The sequence below is a fragment of the Catenuloplanes niger genome, assembly GCF_031458255.1.
GTDB lineage: Bacteria > Actinomycetota > Actinomycetes > Mycobacteriales > Micromonosporaceae > Catenuloplanes > Catenuloplanes niger.
Genome location: NZ_JAVDYC010000001.1, coordinates 8,030,061 through 8,051,788, shown reverse-complemented (window position 1 = coordinate 8,051,788; position 21,728 = coordinate 8,030,061). Strand labels below are relative to the sequence as shown.

Annotated in this window: 22 protein-coding genes; 18 read left to right on the top strand and 4 right to left on the bottom strand. The window is 71.7% G+C overall.

The window, feature by feature from the left end; all coding sequences use genetic code 11:
- Position 1 precedes the first annotated feature (1 nt).
- Together J2S44_RS35365 and J2S44_RS35360 are read left to right on the top strand one after the other, a co-directional pair.
- Positions 2-589 carry a class I SAM-dependent methyltransferase gene (locus J2S44_RS35365; RefSeq protein ID WP_310423225.1) on the top strand — a complete coding sequence of 196 codons (588 nt, stop codon included), beginning with the start codon at positions 2-4 and terminating at the stop codon, positions 587-589.
- Positions 586-885 (top strand): DUF1905 domain-containing protein, encoded by a 300-nt coding sequence (locus J2S44_RS35360; protein WP_310423222.1) that lies wholly within the window; start codon positions 586-588, stop codon positions 883-885. Before J2S44_RS35365 ends, J2S44_RS35360 begins: the two co-directional genes overlap by 4 nt.
- A 24-nt stretch (positions 886-909) precedes the next feature.
- Here the strand turns inward: J2S44_RS35360 and J2S44_RS35355 are convergent, their stop codons facing one another.
- The 3 genes from J2S44_RS35355 to J2S44_RS43025 are packed head-to-tail and all read right to left on the bottom strand — an operon-like array spanning position 910 to position 3,214.
- Positions 910-1,065: a hypothetical protein gene (locus tag J2S44_RS35355; protein ID WP_310423219.1), complete on the bottom strand. Its 156-nt coding sequence runs from the start codon at positions 1,063-1,065 to the stop codon at positions 910-912.
- Between the two features lie 56 nt (positions 1,066-1,121).
- On the bottom strand, positions 1,122-2,819 hold the full coding sequence (locus tag J2S44_RS35350) for a glycerol-3-phosphate dehydrogenase/oxidase (RefSeq protein WP_310423216.1): 1,698 nt from the start codon (positions 2,817-2,819) through the stop codon (positions 1,122-1,124).
- On the bottom strand, positions 2,819-3,214 hold the full coding sequence (locus tag J2S44_RS43025) for an FGGY family carbohydrate kinase (RefSeq protein ID WP_374727940.1): 396 nt from the start codon (positions 3,212-3,214) through the stop codon (positions 2,819-2,821). The genes J2S44_RS35350 and J2S44_RS43025 overlap by 1 nt, the downstream gene beginning before the upstream one ends.
- A gap of 119 nt (positions 3,215-3,333) precedes the next feature.
- Here J2S44_RS43025 and J2S44_RS35340 point away from each other — a divergent pair, with 119 nt between their 5' ends.
- Together J2S44_RS35340 and J2S44_RS35335 are read left to right on the top strand one after the other, a co-directional pair.
- Positions 3,334-3,582 (top strand): helix-turn-helix domain-containing protein, encoded by a 249-nt coding sequence (locus tag J2S44_RS35340; protein ID WP_310423214.1) that lies wholly within the window; start codon positions 3,334-3,336, stop codon positions 3,580-3,582.
- 12 nt (positions 3,583-3,594) lie between these two features.
- Positions 3,595-3,726, top strand: coding sequence for a hypothetical protein (locus tag J2S44_RS35335; RefSeq protein WP_310423211.1), 132 nt, complete (start codon positions 3,595-3,597; stop codon positions 3,724-3,726).
- Positions 3,727-3,739: 13 nt separating this feature from the next.
- Here the strand turns inward: J2S44_RS35335 and J2S44_RS35330 are convergent, their stop codons facing one another.
- On the bottom strand, positions 3,740-4,297 hold the full coding sequence (locus J2S44_RS35330) for an ester cyclase (RefSeq protein WP_310423208.1): 558 nt from the start codon (positions 4,295-4,297) through the stop codon (positions 3,740-3,742).
- A 131-nt stretch (positions 4,298-4,428) separates the two neighbouring features.
- Between J2S44_RS35330 and J2S44_RS35325 the strand changes: the two genes are divergently transcribed.
- The 14 genes from J2S44_RS35325 (at position 4,429) to J2S44_RS35260 (ending at position 21,724) form a co-directional block, all read left to right on the top strand.
- Positions 4,429-5,151 carry a cellulose binding domain-containing protein gene (locus J2S44_RS35325; protein WP_310423205.1) on the top strand — a complete coding sequence of 241 codons (723 nt, stop codon included), beginning with the start codon at positions 4,429-4,431 and terminating at the stop codon, positions 5,149-5,151.
- A gap of 9 nt (positions 5,152-5,160) precedes the next feature.
- Positions 5,161-5,706, top strand: a complete 546-nt coding sequence (locus J2S44_RS35320) for a hypothetical protein (RefSeq protein WP_310423203.1) — start codon at positions 5,161-5,163, stop codon at positions 5,704-5,706.
- A gap of 193 nt (positions 5,707-5,899) precedes the next feature.
- On the top strand, positions 5,900-6,478 hold the full coding sequence (locus J2S44_RS35315; protein ID WP_310423199.1) for a Panacea domain-containing protein: 579 nt from the start codon (positions 5,900-5,902) through the stop codon (positions 6,476-6,478).
- On the top strand, positions 6,468-6,767 hold the full coding sequence (locus J2S44_RS35310) for a hypothetical protein (RefSeq protein ID WP_310423195.1): 300 nt from the start codon (positions 6,468-6,470) through the stop codon (positions 6,765-6,767). The genes J2S44_RS35315 and J2S44_RS35310 overlap by 11 nt, the downstream gene beginning before the upstream one ends.
- A 410-nt stretch (positions 6,768-7,177) precedes the next feature.
- Positions 7,178-8,221, top strand: coding sequence for a LacI family DNA-binding transcriptional regulator (locus J2S44_RS35305; RefSeq protein WP_310423193.1), 1,044 nt, complete (start codon positions 7,178-7,180; stop codon positions 8,219-8,221).
- A complete protein-coding gene (locus tag J2S44_RS35300; RefSeq protein WP_310423190.1) occupies positions 8,218-10,248 on the top strand; it encodes a beta-galactosidase in 2,031 nt (676 codons plus the stop codon). The genes J2S44_RS35305 and J2S44_RS35300 overlap by 4 nt, the downstream gene beginning before the upstream one ends.
- 36 nt (positions 10,249-10,284) lie before the next feature.
- Complete coding sequence (locus J2S44_RS35295) at positions 10,285-11,601, top strand: ABC transporter substrate-binding protein (protein ID WP_310423187.1); 1,317 nt, start codon at positions 10,285-10,287, stop codon at positions 11,599-11,601.
- Positions 11,602-11,662: 61 nt separating this feature from the next.
- Positions 11,663-12,577: a carbohydrate ABC transporter permease gene (locus tag J2S44_RS35290; protein ID WP_310423182.1), complete on the top strand. Its 915-nt coding sequence runs from the start codon at positions 11,663-11,665 to the stop codon at positions 12,575-12,577.
- Positions 12,574-13,413: a carbohydrate ABC transporter permease gene (locus J2S44_RS35285; protein ID WP_310423180.1), complete on the top strand. Its 840-nt coding sequence runs from the start codon at positions 12,574-12,576 to the stop codon at positions 13,411-13,413. Before J2S44_RS35290 ends, J2S44_RS35285 begins: the two co-directional genes overlap by 4 nt.
- 863 nt (positions 13,414-14,276) lie before the next feature.
- The gene (locus J2S44_RS35280; protein WP_310423177.1) at positions 14,277-15,737 is read left to right on the top strand and encodes an NAD(P)/FAD-dependent oxidoreductase; all 1,461 of its coding nucleotides are present in this window, start codon (positions 14,277-14,279) and stop codon (positions 15,735-15,737) included.
- Positions 15,734-16,024, top strand: coding sequence for a phosphopantetheine-binding protein (locus J2S44_RS35275; protein ID WP_310423174.1), 291 nt, complete (start codon positions 15,734-15,736; stop codon positions 16,022-16,024). Before J2S44_RS35280 ends, J2S44_RS35275 begins: the two co-directional genes overlap by 4 nt.
- Before the next feature lie 67 nt (positions 16,025-16,091).
- On the top strand, positions 16,092-19,961 hold the full coding sequence (locus tag J2S44_RS35270; RefSeq protein WP_310423171.1) for a non-ribosomal peptide synthetase: 3,870 nt from the start codon (positions 16,092-16,094) through the stop codon (positions 19,959-19,961).
- Between the two features lie 21 nt (positions 19,962-19,982).
- Positions 19,983-20,204 (top strand): MbtH family protein, encoded by a 222-nt coding sequence (locus J2S44_RS35265; RefSeq protein WP_310423168.1) that lies wholly within the window; start codon positions 19,983-19,985, stop codon positions 20,202-20,204.
- The gene (locus J2S44_RS35260) at positions 20,201-21,724 is read left to right on the top strand and encodes an amino acid adenylation domain-containing protein (protein WP_310423165.1); all 1,524 of its coding nucleotides are present in this window, start codon (positions 20,201-20,203) and stop codon (positions 21,722-21,724) included. Before J2S44_RS35265 ends, J2S44_RS35260 begins: the two co-directional genes overlap by 4 nt.
- Positions 21,725-21,728: the final 4 nt, after the last annotated feature.

The following is a 21,728-nucleotide window of genomic DNA, read 5'->3' as shown; positions in this document are numbered from 1 at the left end:
CATGACCGAGGAGAATCTGTGGCTGCGGCAGGTCGCGGAGAACCCGGGGCATGCGCAGTGGTACATCCAGCGGTTCCGGGACATGGCGGCGCGCGGGGCCGATCTGGGTGGCGAGGCGCGCATGATCGACGCGATGGTGCCGCGCGGCGCGCGGATCCTGGACGCGGGCTGCGGGACCGGGCGGGTCGGCGGGCTGCTGGCCGCGGCCGGGCACACCGTGACCGGTGTCGACCTGGACCCGGAGCTGATCGAGGACGCGCGGGCGACGTACCCGCAGACGCGGTGGCTCGTCGGTGATCTCGCCGAGCTGAGCCTGCCGGACCGGTTCGACGTGATCGTCTGCGCGGGCAACGTGCTGACGTTCGTGGCGCCGTCCACGCGCGTGGAGATCCTGCGCCGCTTCGCCGGTCACCTGGCCGACGGCGGTCGCGTGGTCACCGGCTTCGGCGCCGGCCGCGGTTACGACTTCGACGCCTACCTCACGGACGTCAAGGAGGCCGGGCTGGACGCGTCGCTGCTGCTGGGCACGTGGGACCTGCGCCCGTTCGGGCCGGACGCCGACTTCCTGGTGGCGGTGCTGTCCCGGTGATCATCGAGTTCGAGGCGCCGCTCTGGGAGTGGGACGCCCGCCGGGAGAGCTGGACGTTCGTCAGCCTGCCGGAGGACGTCTCCGAGGACATCAAGCATCTGACCGGCGGGCTGCGGCGCGGCTTCGGCGCGGTCAAGGTCCGCGCCGTCGTCGGCCGCAGCGAGTGGAGCACCTCGATCTTCCCGGACAGCCGGCGCGGCGCCTACGTGCTCCCGGTCAAGCGCGCGGTCCGGGAGAGGAACGGCCTCTCCCCCGGCGACGTCACCGCGGTCACGGTCGAGGTGCTGACGCCCTGACCCGCGCCCCGGCGAGCGGCGGGGTCAGCAGCGCGACGATCGGTGCCAGGGCCAGGGCGGTGAGGCACGGTTCCAGGCGAGCCGGTTGGCCGGCGCCGCCGCGAGGACACCACCGACGAGCGCGGCGAGCACGGCGAGGATGACGCCGCCCGGCCCGTACCGCGGGAGGAATGTTCGCACGGCGTGAATATGGAGACCGGTGACCGGCCGCGGGAGGGCGGCCGGTCACCGGGCGGTCAGACCGGCACGATCTCCGGGGCCTCGCGGCGCAGCGCGTCCGCGCCGGCGTCGTCCGGTGCGGACTGCGCGGCGAGCTCGGCCGCGACGCGGGACTCGTAGTGGCCGATCTCCCGGGCCACGTCCTCCGCCGACCAGCCGAGCGCGGGCGCGATCAGCGGTGCGGCCGCGCGGGCGGCGGTGCGGCCGCGGTCCGCGGTCTCGATCGAGATGCGGGTACGGCGGGTGAGCACGTCCTCCAGATGGCGGGCGCCCTCGTGGGTGACCGCGTAGACGATCTCCGCGGTCAGGTACTCCGGCGCGCCCGGCATCGGCGCGCCCAGCGACGGGTCCGCCGTGATCAGCCCCAGCACCTCGTCGACCAGCGTCCCGTACCGGTGCAGCAGGTGTTCGATCATGCCGACGCCGAGCCCGGTGCCGCGGCCGAGCGCGTGCCGCCGGTTCCACGCGGCGCGGTAACCGGCCGCGCCGAGCAGCGGCACCTGCTCCGTGCACGAGGCCGGCACGCGGTACGGCAGGTCCTTGACCGCGAGATCGACGGCGTCCTTGGCCATCACCCGGTACGTGGTGTACTTGCCACCGGCGATCACCACCAGCCCGGGCACCGGTGAGTCGACCGCGTGCTCGCGGGACAGCCTGGCCGTGTTCGCCGCGGTCGCGGAGATCAGCGGGCGCAGCCCGGCGTAGACACCCTGGATGTCGTCCCTGTTCAGTGGCGTGACGAGCGCCTTGTTGACCTCTTCGAGCAGGTAGTCGACGTCGTGCCCGGACGCGGCCGGGTGGGACTTGTCCAGCGTCCACGGCGTGTCGGTGGTGCCGACGATCCAGTGCCGGTCCCACGGGATGACGAAGAGCACGCTGGTCGCGGTGCGCAGGATCATGCCGGAGTGGCCGGGGATCGCGGACCGCGGCACCACCAGGTGGATGCCCTTCGACGCGGTGATCCGGAACGTGCCCGGCTCCGGCAGCAGCGACTGCAGGTCGTCCGTCCAGACGCCGGTCGCGTTGATCACCGACTTGGCGCGGATCTCCAGCGCGGCGCCGGTCTCCGCGTCGGTCACCCGGACACCCGCGACCCGGCCGTCGGCGGACCGGAGGAACCCGTCCACCACGGTACGGGAGGCGACGTGCGCGCCGTGGGCGGCCGCGGTCCGGGCCAGGAACATGGTGTGCCGCGCGTCGTCGACCTGCGCGTCGTAGTACTGGATCGCGCCCGAGAGCGACTCCGGCCGCAGCCCGGGGAACGCCCGCAGCGCGGCACCGCGGGACAGGTGCTTGTGCTTGGGAATCCCGGCGCTGGTGCCTCCGGAGACGCTCAGCGCGTCGTAGAGGAAGATCCCGGCGCCGACGTAGAGCCGTTCCCAGCCGACGTGCCGCAGCGGGTAGAGGAACGGCACCGGCCGGACCAGGTGCGGTGCGAGCTTCTGGATCAGCAGGCCGCGTTCCCGCAGTGCCTCGCGGACCAGTCCGAAGTCGAGCATCTCCAGGTAGCGCACGCCGCCGTGGATGAGCTTGCTGGACCGGCTGGACGTGCCGCTGGCGAAGTCGCGTGCCTCGACCAGGCCGACGGTGAGCCCGCGGGTGGCCGCGTCGAGCGCGGCGCCGGCGCCGGTCACGCCGCCGCCGACGACGAGGACGTCGAGCTCCTGTCCGGTCATGGCGGCCAGCGCCGCCGTACGCGCCGATGGTGTCAACATCAGATATCCCCTAGTCCGAAGGTGCGCTCGACGGCGGCCTTCCAGCGTGTGTGTCCCTGGTCCCGGCGGTCGGCCGGCCAGGAGGTCTGCCAGCGGCGGGATTCCCGCCAATCAGGCCCTGGGTCGAAGTGGGGTCGGAGCGAGGCGCGGCCCAGGTGTCGTCCGGGTGCGCGGCGCGGAAGCCCTCGGTGCGCGGACGACGACCGGATCTCCGGCGGCGTCTCGGCGGGGATGTCGAGGAGCGCGAGCAGCCGCGGGTCCCAGCTCATCGTCTCCAGGGACATCAGCTGCGTACGGCTGGCGTTCGTCACGTCGGTGGCGAACACCTCCCCGCCGGTCAGGTTCCACGGTGGCCAGGTGTCCACGGGGCCGGCCGGGATCTCGCCGCGCGCCACCGGTACCCGCAGACCGGGATCCCGCGCCGACGAAGTCCGCCACAGTGTTTCCTCTCGATTGCCGGATCATCCCGACGGTATGAACCGACGGACCCCGCGACAACGCCTCGCGTGCGACAATGTCGCACGCACCGGGCTTGATCCAGTCCATCGAGCGGTCGTCCGCGATGCTCCGGCTGATCGGTGCCGCACCCGCCGGCCTGCGGGTCAAGGAGATAGCGGACGCGCTCGGCCCGGCCCAGGCGGCCGCGCGCGGCATCCCGCACACGCTCGCGCACGTCGGGTGCGTCACACAGGACGACGGCCGCTACCGGCTCTGCATCGCCGAGGGGCAGCCGGCCCGCGCGGTCCTGGAGGCGACCGCCTGACAGACCCGCGACGTGGCCGACGGCGCCGGCCACCGGTCCGGCCGGCAGGACCCGCGCAACAACCGGCACCGGGCCGGTGTGCGGCGCCCGGCCATGGACCCGGACCGCCGCGCCGCCGAGGCCGCCGTCCTCCGGAGCGGCTGACCCGCCGAACCGGTCAGTGCGAGAGGTCCGGGGGTGTCGTGTCGGTGAGGCGCGGGTCGGGGGTGGAGCCCATCCTCGCCAGGCCGCGCAGCGCCCGGACGAGCCACCACCAGGTGCGGGGGTCACGCATGTCCTGGGCCGCGAGGAGCTGGGAGAACATGGTGAGGCGGTCGAAGTAGACGCGTTCGCAGACGAGGTTCTCGGCCTCGTCGAAGAGGAAGTAACCGGTCATCCGGACCCGGAAACGGCCACCGGTCGGCGGGATGCCGTTGAGCGGGCCGAGGTGCGTGCCGATCAGCCAGAACTCGACGATGACCGCGTCGGCGCTGTGCCGGACCGCGATGATCTCGTGATCCTGGTCCGGGAACGCGACGCGCGTGTCGTCGTAGTAGCGGCGGACCGCGGCGTCGCCGTCGTGGACCGTCATCATGGCGATCAGCTCGTAGTGCGGGTGCGGGAACGTGGCCAGCACGTCGTCCCACTCCTGGCGGACCTCGTCGTGGAAGTGGTCGAGGACGAGCTTCTCGCGGGCGCGCAGCGTGTCCGGGTCGGGCAGGTCGAAACGGCCCACGGGAGTCTCCTCGACGGGAAGTGACAGGCGTCCCGGGCACCCTACCGACGGCTGTCCGATGTGTCTCGTCCGACCGTTCGTCGCCCGGTGCGGGTAGTCTGTGGCCCCTGTTCCTACCGGAGAGGCGAGCGATGCCGGCGGCGACAACGCTCCGTAACCTTGCGCCGTGGCTGCCCACCGGCGTGGCGGTCGCGTTCCTGCTGGGCTCCCTGGTCACGGTCGCGGGCTACGCGGTGCGCGGCGACGATCCCGTGCCGCCGCCGGGCCGGGCGGCACCGCTGCCACCGTTCTCCCCCGAGACACCGGACCCCACGGCACCGGACCCCACGGCACCGGCGTCCGGGGCATCGGCCTCCGGGACGCCGGCACCCGGCGCGGCCGGGGCGGCGGACGACCGGCCGGAGGCGGCGATCGGGGTGGCCGACCCGAAGCGGGACGCGCCGGACCGGCGGGTGCCGGAGGCGCAGCGGAGCACACCGGAGCGCGCGCGGGCCACCGGCTCGGCGCCGGCCCGGCAAAGGCCGAGCAGCGGACCGGGCGGTACGTACCGGGTGGTCGACGCCTTCCCCGGCGGGTTCATCGGCGAGGTGCTGGTCGAGAACCCGGCGCGCACGGACACCGCCTGGACGGTCACGCTGACCGTGCCGGCCTCGATGACCGGGCTGGTCACGTCGTGGGTGGAGGGCGCGCCGCAGGCCACGCTGGAGGTGGACGGCCGCACGTACACGTGGCGGTCCGGTGTGCCGGTGAGCGCGGGCGGCAGCGTACCGCTGAGATTCCATTTCAACCGGGAGGACGGCGCCGACGTGCCGGACCGGTGCGCGGTGAACGGCAACCCCTGTACGGGACTCTAGGAGGCGATGATGCGGCACGAGGGTCTGCTCGGTGCGACGTTCGCGGACGGCGGCGTCGGCGCGGCGTACGCGGCGGGAAAGGTCCTCGTCGTCCGCGTCGGCGACCGGGAACTGGAGCCGGACGAGTACCACGCGCGCCCGGACACCGAGATCACCGGCTGGGCCCACGTCTGCTCGTGCGGCTGGCACGGCACCCACTGGCGGCGCGCGACCGGCCCGGGCGACCAGGACCTCCCGGCCCGCCGGGTCTGGTCCGCGCACCCGTCGCCGCCGATGGACACGATCGATCTGATCAGCGGCCACGAGTACGCCGACCACATCGCCCCGATCCGGGAGGGCCTGCTGGCCTCGCTGCTCCGGCTGGCCGGCGACCACGTGCTGACCGCGGTCGGCCGGGCCCGGGAACTGGGCGCGTCCTGGTCCGACATCGGCGCGGCCACCGGCCTCACCCCGGAGGACGCACACGCCCGCTGGCAGCACGCCCCGATCCAGCTCGTCACACCACGCCACGGCGCCCAGCTCGCGGCCCTGGCCCGCCTCTGCACCCCGGCCTGACCCACCCGCCCGCGCGGCCGCGGTGCCGGAATCCACGACAGCACCCACCCGCACCGCCCCGCGAGCCGGCCACCGCACCACGAACCCACCCGCCGCCGGTGGGCGGCAGTTGCAAAAACGGACACTGCTGATCGTGTAATGGGATCAATACCGTATGTGGTTGATGCCGGTCGATCCCCGCGGAGGCAGCGCCATGGTCATCGCCGTCAGCCGTCAACCCGAACGGGTGTATGAAATTTCCGGCCTGGACAACCCCTGCCGATCATCAACCGGGGGTCGCTACGGTCGCCCGATGACCGCAACCGTCCACGACGTAGCCGCGGCCGTCACCCGACGGCTACCCGGCCTCCCACCGGAAGACATCCACCGGCTCGTCTACTACACGCAAGGCCACTACCTCGCGGAATACGACAAACCCCTGTTCGACGCCGACATGATCGCCACCGACGACGGCCCGCACATACCGGCCCTCGACGAGGCACACCAACCGGCCGGCGGCGACACACTCCCCGAAGCCGCCGCCGCGGTCGTCGACCACGTGACCTGGCGCTACGGCGCACTCGACAGCCGGCAGTTGCGTCACCTGACCCGCCAGGAATCTCCCTGGGTCAACGCCCACCGCGACAACCGCCCGATCGACCACGCCGAACTGCACGCCTTCTTCGCCGCCCCGTCCCCGGCGAGCCTGCCCGACCCGCGCCTCACGGACCCCGCGTTCCGTGCCGCGCTCGCCGCGCAGCTCACCCCGGGGACGGTCGGCCATGACCGATAGGCCGTACGCGGTTACCGGTTTCGACCAGCTCATCGCGGACTGGATCGCCGAGCACAAGCCCAGCGCCATCGAGATCGAACGCGTGCAAGCGTGGGTTGACGCACTCCAGAAGGACCCGGAGCCCGTCGGCGCCGATCAGCTCGGCGGGCACTCAGGCATCATCGACGATGACTTCGAGGACATGTACCACGCCCGGATCGACGGAACGTCCGTCGTCGCCACGTGGCAGATCGTCGAGTGGCGGCGACAGGTGGTCGGCAGGCTCATCGAGGGCCTCCCGGACGCCTGACGCCGTAGACGCGGACAACGCCCCGGACCGCGGTGGTCCGGGGCGTCAGCTACGACCGCTCGAAGCGACAGTTGAGCCGGCCCGCATCACGATGTCGACCGGCGGCCGTGCACCGACTCAAACTCCCGGTCGACGCTCGCACCGGCGCCGCCGGTGCCGCCGAGCCGGTGGTTCCGGAGCCGGACGGAGTCCGAGACGGCCCGGTCGATCGGTGAGGTCACGGGTCGGCCCTCCCCGGCGCGGGAGTTCCACAGTAGACGACGGCGCCGGACCCGATTACCCACCGTCGCGAAATGATCACCGTTCGGCCCGCAGAATTGTTCACGTAACGCCATTGACATGTTCAGAGTCACAGGCCTAGCTTTTGCGAAACGTTTCGACGGCCAACGGACGACGAGGATCGGTGGCGCATGGGTTCGCTACGGGACGTAGCCACGCGGGCGAATGTCGCGGTCTCCACCGCGTCCGCTGCGCTGAACGGCACGCGCCCGGTCGCGGCCGAGACGAAGCGCCGGATCCTGGCCGCGGCCGCCGAGCTCGGGTACCGGCCGAACGTGCTGGCCCGCGGCCTGGTCTCGAAGCGGACCCGGATCCTGGCGCTGCACTACCCGGCACCGGCCGGTGGGTTCGGCCTGACCGAGATGCAGTTCGCGACCGGTGCGGCCGCGGCCGCCAGCGAGCTGGGCTACCACCTGCTGCTCTCCCCGGAGAACGCGGATCCGCTGGACGAGTTGCGCTACCTGACCGGCACCGGCCTGCTCGACGGCGTGCTGCTGATGGAGGTCCGGCTGGACGACGAGCGGGTCGCGCTGCTGACCGGCGAGAACGTGCCGTTCGCGCTGATCGGCCGCACCCGGCACCCGGAGCGGCTGTGGTTCGCGGACATCGACTTCGGCCGGCTCGGCGCGGACGTGGTGGAGCACCTGACCGGGCTCGGCCACCGCACGATGGCGTTCATCAACCACACCCGGGACGCCTACACCGGGGACTACGGACCGGTCGTCCGGATCGGTGAGGAGATCGCGGCCGCCGCGAAGGAGGCCGGGATGAGCTACGCCGACGGCTTCGACGCGGACACCGCGGAGCAGGGCCGGGCCGCGCTGGACGGGCTGCTGGCCACGCACCCCGAGGTCACGGCCGTGGCGGTCTTCTCCGACCAGGCGGCCGTCGGCGTGCTGGCGGCGGCGGAGGAGCGCGGCCTGCACGTACCCGGGGATCTGACGGTCGTGATGGTCCTGACGTCCGCGCAGGTGGCGTCCATGTTCCGGCCGCGACTGACCACACTGGAGCCGCCCAGCCTGGAGCTCGGCCGGCGCGGCGCGCAGATGTTGATCGAGCAGCTCGCGGACGACACCGCGGGCCCGCCGCCCGGCGGTGAACTGGTGCCCTGCCGCCTGGTGATCGGTGACAGTTCCGCCGCACCGCGGGAAGACCACAAGGAGGTACGAGCGTGAGCGCGGACCGACCCGGCCTGCACACCGTGACCCGAGGCCGCGGCCTGCTCTTCGGCGGTGACTACAACCCGGAGCAGTGGCCGGAGCACGTGTGGGAGGAGGACGCGGCGCTGATGCGGGCGGCCGGCGTCAACCTGGTCACCGTGGGCGTGTTCAGCTGGGGGCGGCTGGAGCCGTCGCCGGGTGAGCGCGACTTCGCCTGGCTGGACCGGGTGCTGGACCTGATGCACGGCGCCGGGGTGGCGGTCGACCTGGCCACGCCGACCGCGTCGCCGCCGCCGTGGATGGGGCACCGCTGGCCGGAGACGCTGCCGGTGGACGAGAACGGGACGGTCCTGCACTACGGCGCGCGCAACCAGTGGTGCCCGTCGTCGCCGGTGTATCGCGAAAAATCATTGGAAATCACGACCGCGCTGGCGGAGCGGTACGCCGGCCACCCGGCCGTCGTCATGTGGCACGTCGGCAACGAGTACGGTCAGGTCTGCCACTGCGACCTGACCGCGGCGAACTTCCGGCGCTGGCTGACCGCGAAGTACGGCGACCTGGCCGCGCTCAACGAGGCCTGGGGCACCACGTTCTGGTCGCAGCACTACTCCGACTGGGCCGAGATCATCCCGCCGCGCACCGCGCCGTACATCATCAACCCGTCGCAGAAGCTGGACTGGGCCCGGTTCTGCTCGGACGCGCTGCTGGAGCAGTTCACGGCCGAGCGGGACGTGCTCCGCGCGCACTCCCCCGGCATCCCGGTCACCACGAACTACATGGGGTTCTTCAAGCCGGTCGACTACTGGTCCTGGGCACCGGAGCAGGATGTGATCTCCAACGACTGGTACCCGGACCTGGCCGACCCGCGCTTCCCGGTCCGCGCCGCGCTCACCCACGACCTGATGCGCTCGCTGGCCGGCGGCCGGCCGTGGATGCTGATGGAGCAGTCCACCGGCGCGGTCAACTGGCGGCCGCACAACCTGCCGAAGCCGGCCGGGCAGCTGCGGCTGGAGTCGCTGCAGGCGGTGGCGCGCGGCGCGGACGGGTCCTGCTACTTCCAGTGGCGGCAGTCCGCGTTCGGCGCGGAGCGCTTCCACTCCGCGATGCTGCCGCTGGCGGGCCCGGACACGGCCGCCCACGCCGAGGTGCGCGCCCACGGTCAGGAACTTCAAGGGCTCAAGGACGTCGCGGGTACGGTCGTGAGCGCGCAGGTCGCGATGTTGCACGACTGGCACAGCTGGTGGGCGGCGGAGGAGCGGGCCCGGCCCAGCGACCGACTGTCCGTGATCGAGCAGCTGACCGACTACTATCACCCGCTCTGGCAGCGGGGCGTGACCGTGGACCTCGCGCGGCCGTCGTCGGAGCTCTCCCCGTACCCCCTGGTCATCGCCCCTGATCTGTTCTTGATCAGCGAGGCGGACGCCGCGGCACTGACGGAACACGTGCGGGCCGGCGGCGTGCTCGTGGTCGGGCCGTTCTCCGGCATCGCGGACCCGCGTGGCCACCTCCACACCGGACGGTTCCCGGCGCCGCTGCGCGAGGTGCTCGGCGTCTCCGGCGAGGCGTGGCACCCGGTCGATCAGCCCGTGCACTGCTCGTGGCGCGATGAAACCGGTTTCACAGGGTCCGGTTTCACGGCCCGGGACTGGACCGAGAGTCTGCGTAGCGACGGCGCCGACGTGATCGCCGTGTTCGACGACGGCGGGCCGGCCGTCACCCGGCACGAGTTCGGCGCCGGCGTCGCCTGGTACGTCGGCACTCTCCCGGACGCGGCCGGCCTGTCGGAGCTCACCGAGAGGTTCCTCGCGGACGCCGGAGTGTCCGGAATGGACCTTCCCGAGGGGGTCGAGGCGGTGCGCCGCGGCGATCTGCTCTGGGTGCTCAACCACGGGGACGGCACCGTCTCCGTGCCCTTCGAGGGGGACGCCGTGGACGTGCTCACCGGCGCCCCGATGCACAACGGGGCGACGCTCGCCCCTCGTGGTGTCGCGATCCTGCGGCAGCACGCCGGTACGGGCACCACCGCACCGGCCACCCGATGAACAACCCTGGTAAAACCTGCGAAAGCGGAGAACATCATGCGTAGAAGGTCCCTGCTGGCCGCCTCCTCGGCCGCGATGCTGCTGGCCGCGTGCGGCACCGGCGACGACGAGGGTGGCGAGAACGGCGCCGCACCGGCGATCGAGGGCGACGAGAACGCCCCGGCCAACCTGGTCTTCTGGGCCTGGGCGGAGAACATCCAGCAGGTCGTCGACCTGTGGAACTCGAAGAACCCGACCCAGAAGGTGCAGCTCAGCGGGCAGGCCGCGAGCGACGAGCTGGTCTCCAAGTTCCTCACCGCGGTCAAGGCCGGCAACGCGCCGGACGTGGTGCAGGCCGAGTACCAGGCGCTGCCCACGCTGATCACGAACAACGCGCTCGCGGACCTGACCAGCGCGATCGACGACACGACGAAGAGCGCGTTCCCGGCGGGCACCTGGAACCTGACGTCGTTCGGCGGTGCCACCTACGGCATCCCGCAGGACGTCGGCCCGATGATGCTGTTCTACCGCGAGGACATCTTCACGGAGATGGGCTTCTCGGTGCCGAAGACCTGGGAGGAGTTCGGCGTCCTGGCCAAGGCGGTGCGGCAGAAGGACCCGAAGAAGTACCTGACCACGTTCTCCCCCGGCGACGCGGGCTGGCTGGCCGGCTTCGCGCAGCAGGCCGGCTCGAAGTGGTGGAGCAACTCGAACGACGCCTGGACCGTCGCGGTCAACGACGAGGCCACCAAGAAGATGCTCTCGTTCTGGGGCGGGCTGGTGAACTCCGGCGACCTGCTCGGCGACCCGATGTACACGCCGCAGTGGAACAGCCAGATGAGCGACGGCACGATCATCGCCTGGCCGAGCGCGGTGTGGGGCGCGGGCGTGCTGACCGGTGTCACGCCGGGGCTGGCCGGCAAGTGGAAGGCCGCGCCGATGCCGCAGTGGTCGGCGTCCGAGCAGTACACCGGCTTCTGGGGCGGCTCGTCGACCGCGGTCAGCACGTCGTCGACGCAGAAGGCGCAGGCCGCGAAGTTCGCGAAGTGGCTGAACTCCGACCCGGAGGCACTGGCCGCGCTCGCCAAGATCGGCCTGTACCCGGCGGCGTCCGCCGGCCAGACCGCCGAGGTGCTGGGCGCGCCGCCGGCGATCATGTCGGCGCAGCCGGACTACTACACGACGGCGGCGGCGATCGCGAAGACCGCGCGCGGCTTCGACAGCTGGGGTCCGAACACGAACGTCACGTACGGCGCGTTCGAGGACCTGCTGCCGACCGCGGTCAAGAACAAGACCGACTTCACGGCGGTCGCGGACCAGGTCCAGAACACCTCGCTCGAGGACCTCAAGAAGCAGGGCTACCAGGTCGCTTGATCTTCTCGGCCCGCCGGTCCCTGGTGACCGGCGGGCCGTCTCCGCCGGAACGGAAACACACATGACCACTGTCACGAGGCGGCGACGCCGGGGACCCGGTGCGGCGCCCTATCTGATGGCCGCGCCGGCCGTCCTGCTGTTCATAGCGTTCTTCCTCATTCCCATCGGGTACGCGATCTGGCTGAGCCTGCACGCGATGCGGGTGCGCGGCCGGGGCTTCGGCGTGCGTACCGAGGTGTTCGTGGGGCTGGAGAACTACCTCTCCGCGATCGGCGACTCGGCCATGTACGAGGCGCTGGTCCGCATGCTGGCGTACGGCGTGATCATGGTGCCGGTGACGATGGGCCTGGCCCTGTCGTTCGCGCTCATGCTGGACGTGCCCAAGGTCGGGCTGAAGAGCTTCTCCCGGCTCGCCATCTTCCTGCCGTACGCGGTGCCGGGCGTGATCGCGTCCGTGCTGTGGGGCTTCACGTACCTGCCCGCGGTCTCCCCGATCACCCGGATCTTCACCGAGGCCGGGCTGCCGGCGCCGGACTTCTTCGGCGACGTGTCGATCTACTTCTCGATCGCGAACATCGCGATCTGGGGCTCGGTCGGCTTCAACATGGTGGTGCTCTACACCGCGCTGCGCGCGATGCCGGCCGAGGTGTACGAGGCCGCGAAGATCGACGGCGCGTCCGAGTGGCAGATCGCCTGGAAGATCAAGATTCCGCTGCTCGCCCCCGCCCTGATCATGACGTCGGTGTTCTCGCTGATCGGCATGCTGCAGGTCTTCAGCGAGCCGAACACGGTCAAGTCGATGACCAACTCGATCACGCCGGACTGGGTGCCGCTGATGCGGATCTACCAGCAGGGCTTCATCGAGAACGACATCTACCTGAGCGCGGCCACGTCCGTCCTGCTGGCACTGGTCACCGTACTGCTGTCCCTGGCCGCCCTGGCCGTGTTCCGGTTCCGTGCCCGGAGGTCGTCGTGAATCGGCGCGTCAAACTCATCCCGACGATCCTGCTGCTGCTCGGCGCGCTCTACTCGATCGCGCCGGTCGTCTGGCTGGTCTTCGCCTCCACCAAGGGCCCGGGCGAGCTGTTCACCACGTTCTCCGGCTTCCCCAGCTTCAACGGCGGGTTCATGGAGAACGTGCGCACGCTGAACGAGTTCGGCGACGGCCGGTTCTGGAAGTGGACGCTCAACAGTCTCATCTACGCCGGCGGCGGCGCGCTGCTCACCGTGATCATCTCCGCCACCTGCGGGTACGCGATGGCGAAGTACCGGTTCCGCGGCCAGAAACTGATCCTCGGCTCGCTGCTGGCCGGCGTGCTCGTCCCCGGCATCACCCTGTCCATCCCGCAGTACCTGCTGCTGTCGTCCGCCGGGCTGGTCGGCACGTACTGGTCGGTCATCCTGCCCAGCGTGATCAGCCCGTACAGCATCTACCTCTGCCAGGTCTACGCGTCCGCGTCGATCCCGGACGAGATGCTCGAGGCCGGCCGCGTCGACGGCGCCGGCGAGTTCCGCATGCTGTGGTCGATCGGCCTGCCGGTCATGATGCCCGGCCTGGTCACCGTGTTCCTGCTGCAGTTCATCGGCATCTGGAACAACTTCCTGCTGCCGTACATCATGCTCGCCAACGACGACCGCTTCCCGCTCACCGTCGGCCTCTACTCCCTGCTCAACCGCGGCGCCTCGCAGCCCGCGCTCTACACGCTCGTCATCACCGGCGCGCTGCTGTCGATCATCCCGATCTTCGCGCTGTTCCTCTTCCTCCAGCGCTACTGGAAGCTCGACCTCATCGCCGGCGGCGTCAAGGGCTGACCGCCGCCGCTCCGCGTTCCCGCGCCGCCCGCCCCCTCCCCGGGGCGGGCGGCGTCGTCGTCCGCCCCGGCCTCACCAAACCCCGCAAGCCGGACATCGGGCACGCGATTGCCGTTCTGCAAATTGCATATGATCCTCAAACTTGCCCGCCGCCGCCCCGTTCCTGATCAATATTCAATGTGTTGATCAATGCGAAACAGCGATGCTGACCTGCAAAAAGACTCCCCAAACAAAGGTCAACTTATTGCGGGCCAATTCGTTCGATCTCTTAACGCCTAACTGCTTGCACCCAGCAGGCGCCCCGTCTAAACTCCAAGAGTCGTTAGTCGACGATCGATGTTCGGAGAGTGACGAATCGACGTAGGATGCCCGCGAGCCTCGGCGCTCGCAGTCATCCCGGAACGGGGGATTTGCAACGGGGGAAACGGGGCCTCCAGGGCCGCTCTGTGATCACTATTAAGTGATCACATATTGTGCTGTGCGCGCGACGACTTCGCCCACCTCAGCACCGCTGACGATCGCACCGGCGCGCCTGCCGGTCATGCGATCATGCCGCGGCCAAGCCGACAAGCATATACATCGCGCAGCCGACCGCCACAGTCCGGCTCATGGGTTAATTGCGCCCGAAAATGCGCACACCCAGGCATTCTTGACCATTTCTGTGCGGAAATATCGAGAAGCCCGGTCAGCAATGAGCCGTAATGACGCGTCGCGTTCCCGTGAAAGTCCGCACCCGTGAAAGCCATTGCCGAAACGGTAGAGCTTCGGTGATGTGAATGCTCCATGCCTGCTTTACGGTTTATCGGAGGATTTCGATGGAACATCCTGGTGTCAGAAACACTGCAGCGCCGAAGCAGGCCGATGTGGTCATCGTCGGCAACGGCGCGCTCGGCCTGTTTCTCGCCGACGAACTGGTGGAACGCAAGGTCGGGTCCGTCGTCGTGGTCGGTCCCAGCCACCGTGACGCGGGGGCGAGCCGCGCGGCCGGCGCGATGCTCGGCTGCTTCGGCGAGGTGACCTCCGAGTCGCTTCGCACGGACGCCTCGCGCACCCGGTTCGAGCTCGGCGTCCAGGCGCACAGCCGCTGGCCCGAGGTCCTGCGCAAGCTCGAGGAGCACTCCTCGACCGGGTTCCCCCTGCAGACCGCCACCGAGACGCACGTGGTGCTCAACGCCATCGGCGCCGAGCTGGACACCGTCAACTTCGAGGCGATGCTCAAGGCGCTCGACGAGTACGGCAAGCCCTGGTCCCCGATCGACCCGGCGGACATCCCCGGCTTCCGGCCGCGGACCGACGCGCGCGCACTGCGCGCCGTTCACCTGCACGACGAGGGTGCGGTCGACGCGCGCGGCGTGCTCGCCGCGCTGGAGACCCGGCTCGACGCGGCCGGTGCGACGCTGCTCGACCAGACCGTGCGGCGGCTGACCGGTAACGCCGACGCCGTCACCGGGGTCGAGCTCGAGGACGGCAGCATCATCGAGGCGGGCAAGGTCGTCGTGGCGGTCGGCGCGCGCAGCGAGGCCCTGGTCCGGACCGTGGCCAAGGAGACCGAGCTGATCCCGACGTTCCCGGGCCTCGGGTTCGCGATGATCGCCAAGCGCACCGCCGGTGAGCCGTTCCGCAGCGTGGTGCGCACGCCGAACCGCGGCTTCGCCTGTGGCCTGCACGTCGTGCCGGCCGGCCCCGGCCGGGAGTACCTCGGCGCCACCAACCGCCTGGTCGACGACATCGCCAGCGTCACCTGGATCGCCGATGTGCGCTACCTCGCCCAGTACTCGATGCAGCAGCTGGACGAGCAGATCGCGCGGCACGAGGTCCTGCAGTGGCTCAGCGGCAACCGGCCGGTCACGCTCGACGGCTTCCCGATGATCGGCTGGCTCCCGACCTCCGGGCTCTACCTGATGACCGGCACCTACCGGGACGGGTTCCACTGCGCCCCGCTGCTGGCCACGCACGTCGCCAACGAGCTGCAGGGCAAGCCCGGCACCATCGACCCGATGTTCAACCCGGTCCGCCAGCCGATCCAGACCCGGACGGTCGAGGCTTCGGTCGAGGAGTACGTGCAGCACAACATGGCCGCCTGGTTCGAGACCGGCGCGGAGGCCGCGCCGCAGATGACGACCACGCAGCTGGCCGCGTACTACCGCGCCCGGGGCACGGAGTTCTACGAGAAGATCGGCTCCGGATACGCCCTCGGCCCCGACGTGCTCTGGTACGCCGAGGGCAGCCTCGTCGGCGCGCGCCGGGTCGCACGCTACCTGCGTCGCGTCGGCGACGCTCCTTCCCTGGCCCCGGCCACGAGCGGCATTGGAGAATCGCGGTGACGAACGCCGATCAGTCCCTCCGGGACCTCGTCAGCAAACTCGTCCAGGAGCAGCTCAACTTCGGCAGCCGCGAGCTGGCCCCCGACGACGACCTGTGGAACATGGGCATGACCTCGCTCTCCTGCATGGGTCTCATGCTCAACCTGGAGGACGCGCTCGACGTCGAACTGCCGACGGAGAGCCTCCAGCACGGCACCTTCCGCAGCGTCAACACCATCGTGGCCGCGGTCGCCGCCGTCCGGGAGGACGCCGAGCCGGCCGCCGACGCCACGACGCCGGTGGCCTGACCGGCACGTCCGCACACCCGCCCGTTCCGGTGCGCGCACCGGAACCTCCCGTATGGACCTGGTGGCCATGCCCCGACGTGAGAAGCGCCCCGCCAACCCGTTCCCACTGCACCGCGAGCCCGTGACGAGCGGATACCCGCTGTCGGTGGGTCAGGAGCGCCTCTGGTGGCTACGCCAGCTGGACTCCGCGCACGACCAGTACCACATCCATGGTGGATGGCGCTTCCCCAAGGGACTGGACCCCGTGGCCATCACCACCGCCTTCGCCGGGCTGGTGCAACGGCACGAGATCCTGCGGACGAGGTTCGTCCTCCGCCCGGACGGGACCACGGCCCAGGAGGTGCTCGACGACGTCGAGATCCCCATCACCTGGAGCGGCCGGGATTGGGTCGCGGCGGTCGAGGCCGCCGCGACCGCTCCCTTCGACCTCGCCGACCCGCCGCTGTTCCGGCTGGTCGGCGCGGAGCTGGACGACGGACCCGGGCTGTACATGGTGTTGCACCACATCATCACCGACCGGTGGTCGATGGACGTGCTGCCCCGGGACCTGATGGAGCTGTACGACGCCGCGCTGGAGAAGCGGCCGGCGCAACTGCCGGAGCTGCCGGTCCAGTACGGCGACTACGCCGTCTGGCAGCGGCGGTTCCTGACCGAGGAACGGCTCGCGTCGCTGCTGGAGTGGTGGTCGGGCGCGCTGGCCGGCCTCGACCGGCTGGAGCTGCCGCTCGACCGTCCGCGCCCGGCCGTCGCGGCGGGCGACGGCGCGAGCGTCGTCGAGGAGCTGTCCGAGGAGTCCACGTCCGCGATGACGGCGCTGGCCTGGCAGTCCCGGGCGACGCCGTTCATCGTGGTGACGGCCGCGCTGGCCGCGACGCTGGCCGACTTCACCGGCCAGTCCGATGTGGTCGTCGGCGCGATCGTCTCCGACCGCCCGCACAACGACCTGCAGGACGTGGTCGGGTTCTTCGTCAACACGGTGCCGGTCCGGGTGGACGTGTCCGGGACCGATCTGACCTTCCGGGAGCTGATCGTCCGCACCCGGGATGCGTGGATGGCCGCGGACGCCCATCAGGACGCGCCGTTCGAGCAGATCGTCGGCGCGCTGCGCAGCGGTGCGGCGGACCGGCGCAACGCGATCTTCGACGTCGCGGTGAACCACGCCGGCGACCGGCTCGCCCTGACCGAGCTGCCGAACGCGCCGATCTGGTGGTACCCGGAGGTCCCGGAAACCGCCCGGTTCGACCTCTCGCTCACCACGATGCCGGTCGACGGCCGCCTCCGGGCGTCCTTCCTCTACCGTCCCGACCTGTTCGAGCGGGAGCCCGTCGCCGCGCTCACGGCCCGGTACGTCCGCCTGCTCGAGCGCGCGATCGCCGAGCCCGAGCGGCCGCTGCGCGAGTTCGTCCTGACCACGGACGAGGAGCTGGCGGCCCTGCACGCCCGCAACGACCCGTCGTCGGCACCGGAGACCACCGTGGTCGAGCTGTTCCGGGCCCGCGCCTCGGCCGCGCCGGACGCACCGGCGGTGGTCGCCGCGGACGGTGCACTGTCCTGTCGCGAGCTGGACGAGCGGTCCGACCGGCTGGCCCGGCACCTGGTCACCCGGGGCGCCGGCCCGCAGCGCGTCGTCGCGGTCTGCCTGGAGCACGGCATCGAGCGGTACGTGGTGCTGCTCGCGATCCTCAAGTGCGGTGCGGCGTACCTTCCGCTCGACCCGGGCTTCCCGGCCGAGCGGCTGACGTTCCTGCTCGACGACTCCGGTGCCGTCCTGACCGTGGTCAGCCCGTCGCTGCGCGGCGCACTCCCGGCGCACTCCACGCCCGTGCTCGAAGCCGGTGCCGGCGCGCCCGGCCTCGCCGGCGACGCGGCCGGTGACCTGCCGCCGGCCGCGCGACCCGACGACCTGGCGTACCTGATCTCCACGTCCGGCTCGACCGGGACGCCCAAGTCCGTGGCGGTCACCCACCGAGGGCTGAGCCGGCTCGTCGCCGGCGCCCCGAGCTACCTCGAGGTCGGGCCCGGGACCACGTTCCTGCAGGCCGGGCCGCTGACCTTCGACGTGGCCGCGCTGGAGTGGACGGCGCTGGCGAACGGCGGGCGCGTCGTGGTGACCGACACCGGAACGCTTCAGGAGAACCTCGGCGCCCTTGTCCGCGAGCACGCCGTGACCACGCTCAAGCTGGTCTCTCCTCAGCTCGATCTCCTGGTGGAACGGGACGTCGCGGCCCTGGGCGGGCTGCGCCAGCTGATCGTCGGCGGCGACGTGGTCACGCCCAGGAGCTTCGCGGCGATCCGGGAGCTGCTGCCGCGCTGCCGGGTGACGGCGTCGTACGGGCCGACCGAGTGCACCGTGCTGGCCACCGTGTTCGACGGCGACCCCGGCAGCGGCCGGGTGCCGATCGGCCACGCCGTACCGCACACCCGGGTCTACGTGCTGGACCGCGACCTGCGGCACGTCCCGGCCGGTGCGCGGGGTGAGATCTACCTGGGCGGTGACGGCCTGGCCCGCGGCTACCACGGGCGGCCCGGCCTCACCGCGGCCGCGTTCGTCCCCGATCCGTACGGTCCACCCGGCTCCCGGATGTACCGCACCGGTGACCTGGGCCGCTACCTCGCGAACGGCGAGATCGACTTCCTCGGCCGCGCGGATCGCCAGGTGAAGATCCGCGGCTTCCGGATCGAGACCAGCGAGATCGAGCACGCGCTGCTGCGCCAGGCCGGGATCACCTCGGCGATCGTGCTCCGGGCGGAGCTGCGGACCGGACCGGCGCTGGTGGCGTACGTGGTGGCGGCCGAGCCGGTCGACCGGGCCGCGCTGCGCCGCGGGCTGGGCGAGACCCTCCCGGCGTACATGGTGCCGGACCACGTCGTGCAGGTGCCGCGGATCCCGCTGACCGCGAACAACAAGGTGGACCGCGCGGCGCTCCCGCCGGTCACGGCCGCCCCGCCGGGCGCGGAGCAGGACGTGGCACCGGAGACCGGGCTCCAGGCCCGGGTGGCCGAGGCGTGGTCGACGGTGCTGGGCGGCCCGGTGCCGGCCACCGGCGACTTCTTCGAGCACGGTGGGCACTCGCTGCTCGTACCGCGGGCGACCGCGGCGGTCCGGCGGCTGCTCGGCCGCGAGGTCCCGCTGCGCCTGATGATGGAGCACCGGACCCCGGCGGCGTACGCGACGGCGCTGCTCGGCGAGAGCCGGCCCGACCTGGCCGGGGTGTCCCGCGAGCACCGGCTGGAACGCCGGTCCTGGCGTTCCGAGCGGCTGGGCGGCGACCGGCGGGTGGACCTCTTCGTCTCCGGCACCGACCACGCGGCGCCGGTCCGGCGGCTGCTGGTGGTGCTCGACGGCTCGGAGCTGGTGGACATCATGCGGCTGCCGGTGATCCTGGACCGGCTGACCCTGGCCGGGCACATCCCGGTGACCGCGGCGGTCTTCCTGAGCCCCGCCGACTGGGAGTCGCGCCGCACGGAGCTGCTCGACGACGGCTACGTGGACCTGCTCGCCGACGACCTCCTGCCGTACCTGCGGACGTGGCTGGGCGAACGGGACCGGGCCGACCGGGTCGTCGCGCTGGGCGCGAGCCTGGGCGCGATCGCCGCGGTCCGTGCCGCGCTGCGCCGCCCGGACCGGTTCGACGGCGCCGCCGGCATCTCCGGACCGCTCACCGACCATCGGCTCGGCCCGGCCCCGGACGGCGACGGCGTCGGCGCCCAGCCGGTGCGCCTGTTCCTGGCGGCCGGGCGCGAGGAGGAGGAGATCCTGCTCGACGACGGGCTCAGCCTGGTGGAGGCGACGAAGCAGACGGCCGCGGACCTGGCCGGCCGGGGCCACGTCGTCCGCACCGAGTTCGCGGACGGCGGCCACACGTATGCCGCCTGGGAGGCAGTCCTCCCCGGCGCCGTCGGCTGGGCGCTGGCCGACCAGCCCGAGCACGAATGACCTGAAGGGACCGAGGGGCACATGTTCGACGATGAACGGCGGGAGTTCCGTGTCGTGGTCAACCACGAGGAGCAGTTCTCCATCTGGCCGGCCGATCGTGATCTTCCGCTCGGCTGGCGGGCCACCGGCCCGGCCGGCACCAGGGCGGAGTGCCTCGCGCACATCGACGAGGTCTGGACCGATCTGCGGCCGCTGAGCGTGCGCCGGCCGGCCGCGGCCGAACCCACGGGAGGTCAGCGGTGAGCGCGCCCCCGCGGACCGCCGTGACCCTCGGCGAGATGTTCGAGCACCAGCTCCGCACCCGTCCGGACGCGACCGCGGTGCGGACGTCCGGCCGGTCGTGGACCTACGCGGAGTTCGGCGCGGAGACGGCCCGGCTGGCGCATCGGCTCCGGCGCCTCGGCGCCGGTCCCGGCACGGTCGTCGGGCTGGTGGCCCCGCGCGGCCCGGCCGCCGTGCTCGGTCTCTGGGCCACGATCCGGGCCGGTGCCGCGTGCCTGCCGCTGGACCCGGCCGGGCCGCCGGCCCGCAGCCGGGACGTGCTCCGCGAGGCGGAGTGCACCCTGGTGCTCGCGGACGCCGCGGTCGAATGGCTGCCCGGGGCGTTGCTGATCGGCGATCCCGGCCTGGCGGGCGAGCCCTCGACCGGTGCCGGTCTGCCGGCGCCAGCGGCCCAGGACCTCGCCTATGCGATCACCACGTCGGGCTCGACCGGCCGGCCGAAGGTGGTCGGCGTGCCGCACGAGGGGATCGTCAATCTGATCGTCGCCTGCCGGGACGAACTGGACCTGATCCGCCCCGAGGACGTGCTGCTCTGGACGGCCGAGCCGACCGTCGACGTGTCGATGCAGGACTGCCTGATGACGTTGGCCTGCGGTGCCGCGATCGCGACCTCCGCGCCGGGCGCGCCGCAGGCGATGCTCCTGGTCCGCGATGCCCGGGCGCTGGGCGCCACCGTGCTGGACCTCCCGTCCGCCGTGGTCGGGCCGTACGGCCGGTCGCTGCTGCCGCGCCTGGCCGCGGCCGGGGTGCGACTGGTGATCACCGGCAGCTCGCAGCTGGACGGGCGCGGACTCGCGGACGCGGCCGGCGACCTCGTGGTGCACAACGGGTACGGTCCGACCGAAGCCTCGGTCGCCGCCACCTGGTACGTCTGCGACTCCACCACCCCGCAGCGGGCGCCGATCGGCAAGCCCTACGGCGGCGTGCGGATCCATCTGCTCGACGAGGACCTGCGCCCGGTCCCGGACGGCGAGGTCGGTCAGATCTACATCGCGGGCCGGGGGCTCGCCCGCGGCTACCTCGGCCTGCCGTCCCGGACCGCCTCGGCGTTCCTGCCGGATCCGTTCAGCGACGAGCCCGGCCGGCGGATGTACGCCACCGGTGACCGCGCGACGGTCGACGCGGACGGCAACTACGTCTACCTGGGACGGATGGACGACCAGGTGAAGATCAACGGGTTCCGGGTCGAGATCGGCGAGGTCGAGCACGCGCTGCGCGGATTCCCCGGGGTCACCGACGCGGCCGTACTGGTCCACCCGCGAGCGCCGGGCGGGACCGCGCTCGTCTCCTATCTGTCCGGCACGCCGTCGCCCGACGAGGCCCTCGTCGAGTACCTCCGCGACCACCTGCCGGGCCACATGATCCCCCGGTTCCACGTCTGGCTGGCCGAGATGCCGCTGAACCGCCCGGGCAAGGTCGACCGCACCGCACTCGCCGGCATCCCGATCGGCGACTCGTTGTACCGGGCGGGCGGGCGATGACCCT

Bases quoted from the DNA above. Each gene is read 5' to 3' on its own strand.
- J2S44_RS35340 (WP_310423214.1), top strand. From the start codon at position 3,334: ATGTCGCACGCACCGGGCTTGATCCAGTCCATCGAGCGGTCGTCCGCG.
- J2S44_RS35265 (WP_310423168.1), top strand. From the start codon at position 19,983: ATGTTCGACGATGAACGGCGGGAGTTCCGTGTCGTGGTCAACCACGAG.
- J2S44_RS35315 (WP_310423199.1), top strand. From the start codon at position 5,900: ATGGTCATCGCCGTCAGCCGTCAACCCGAACGGGTGTATGAAATTTCC.
- J2S44_RS35270 (WP_310423171.1), top strand. From the start codon at position 16,092: ATGCCCCGACGTGAGAAGCGCCCCGCCAACCCGTTCCCACTGCACCGC.
- J2S44_RS35325 (WP_310423205.1), top strand. From the start codon at position 4,429: ATGCCGGCGGCGACAACGCTCCGTAACCTTGCGCCGTGGCTGCCCACC.
- J2S44_RS35350 (WP_310423216.1), bottom strand. From the start codon at position 2,819: ATGTTGACACCATCGGCGCGTACGGCGGCGCTGGCCGCCATGACCGGA.
- J2S44_RS35295 (WP_310423187.1), top strand. From the start codon at position 10,285: ATGCGTAGAAGGTCCCTGCTGGCCGCCTCCTCGGCCGCGATGCTGCTG.
- J2S44_RS35310 (WP_310423195.1), top strand. From the start codon at position 6,468: ATGACCGATAGGCCGTACGCGGTTACCGGTTTCGACCAGCTCATCGCG.
- J2S44_RS35290 (WP_310423182.1), top strand. From the start codon at position 11,663: ATGACCACTGTCACGAGGCGGCGACGCCGGGGACCCGGTGCGGCGCCC.
- J2S44_RS35320 (WP_310423203.1), top strand. From the start codon at position 5,161: ATGCGGCACGAGGGTCTGCTCGGTGCGACGTTCGCGGACGGCGGCGTC.
- J2S44_RS35305 (WP_310423193.1), top strand. From the start codon at position 7,178: ATGGGTTCGCTACGGGACGTAGCCACGCGGGCGAATGTCGCGGTCTCC.
- J2S44_RS35365 (WP_310423225.1), top strand. From the start codon at position 2: ATGACCGAGGAGAATCTGTGGCTGCGGCAGGTCGCGGAGAACCCGGGG.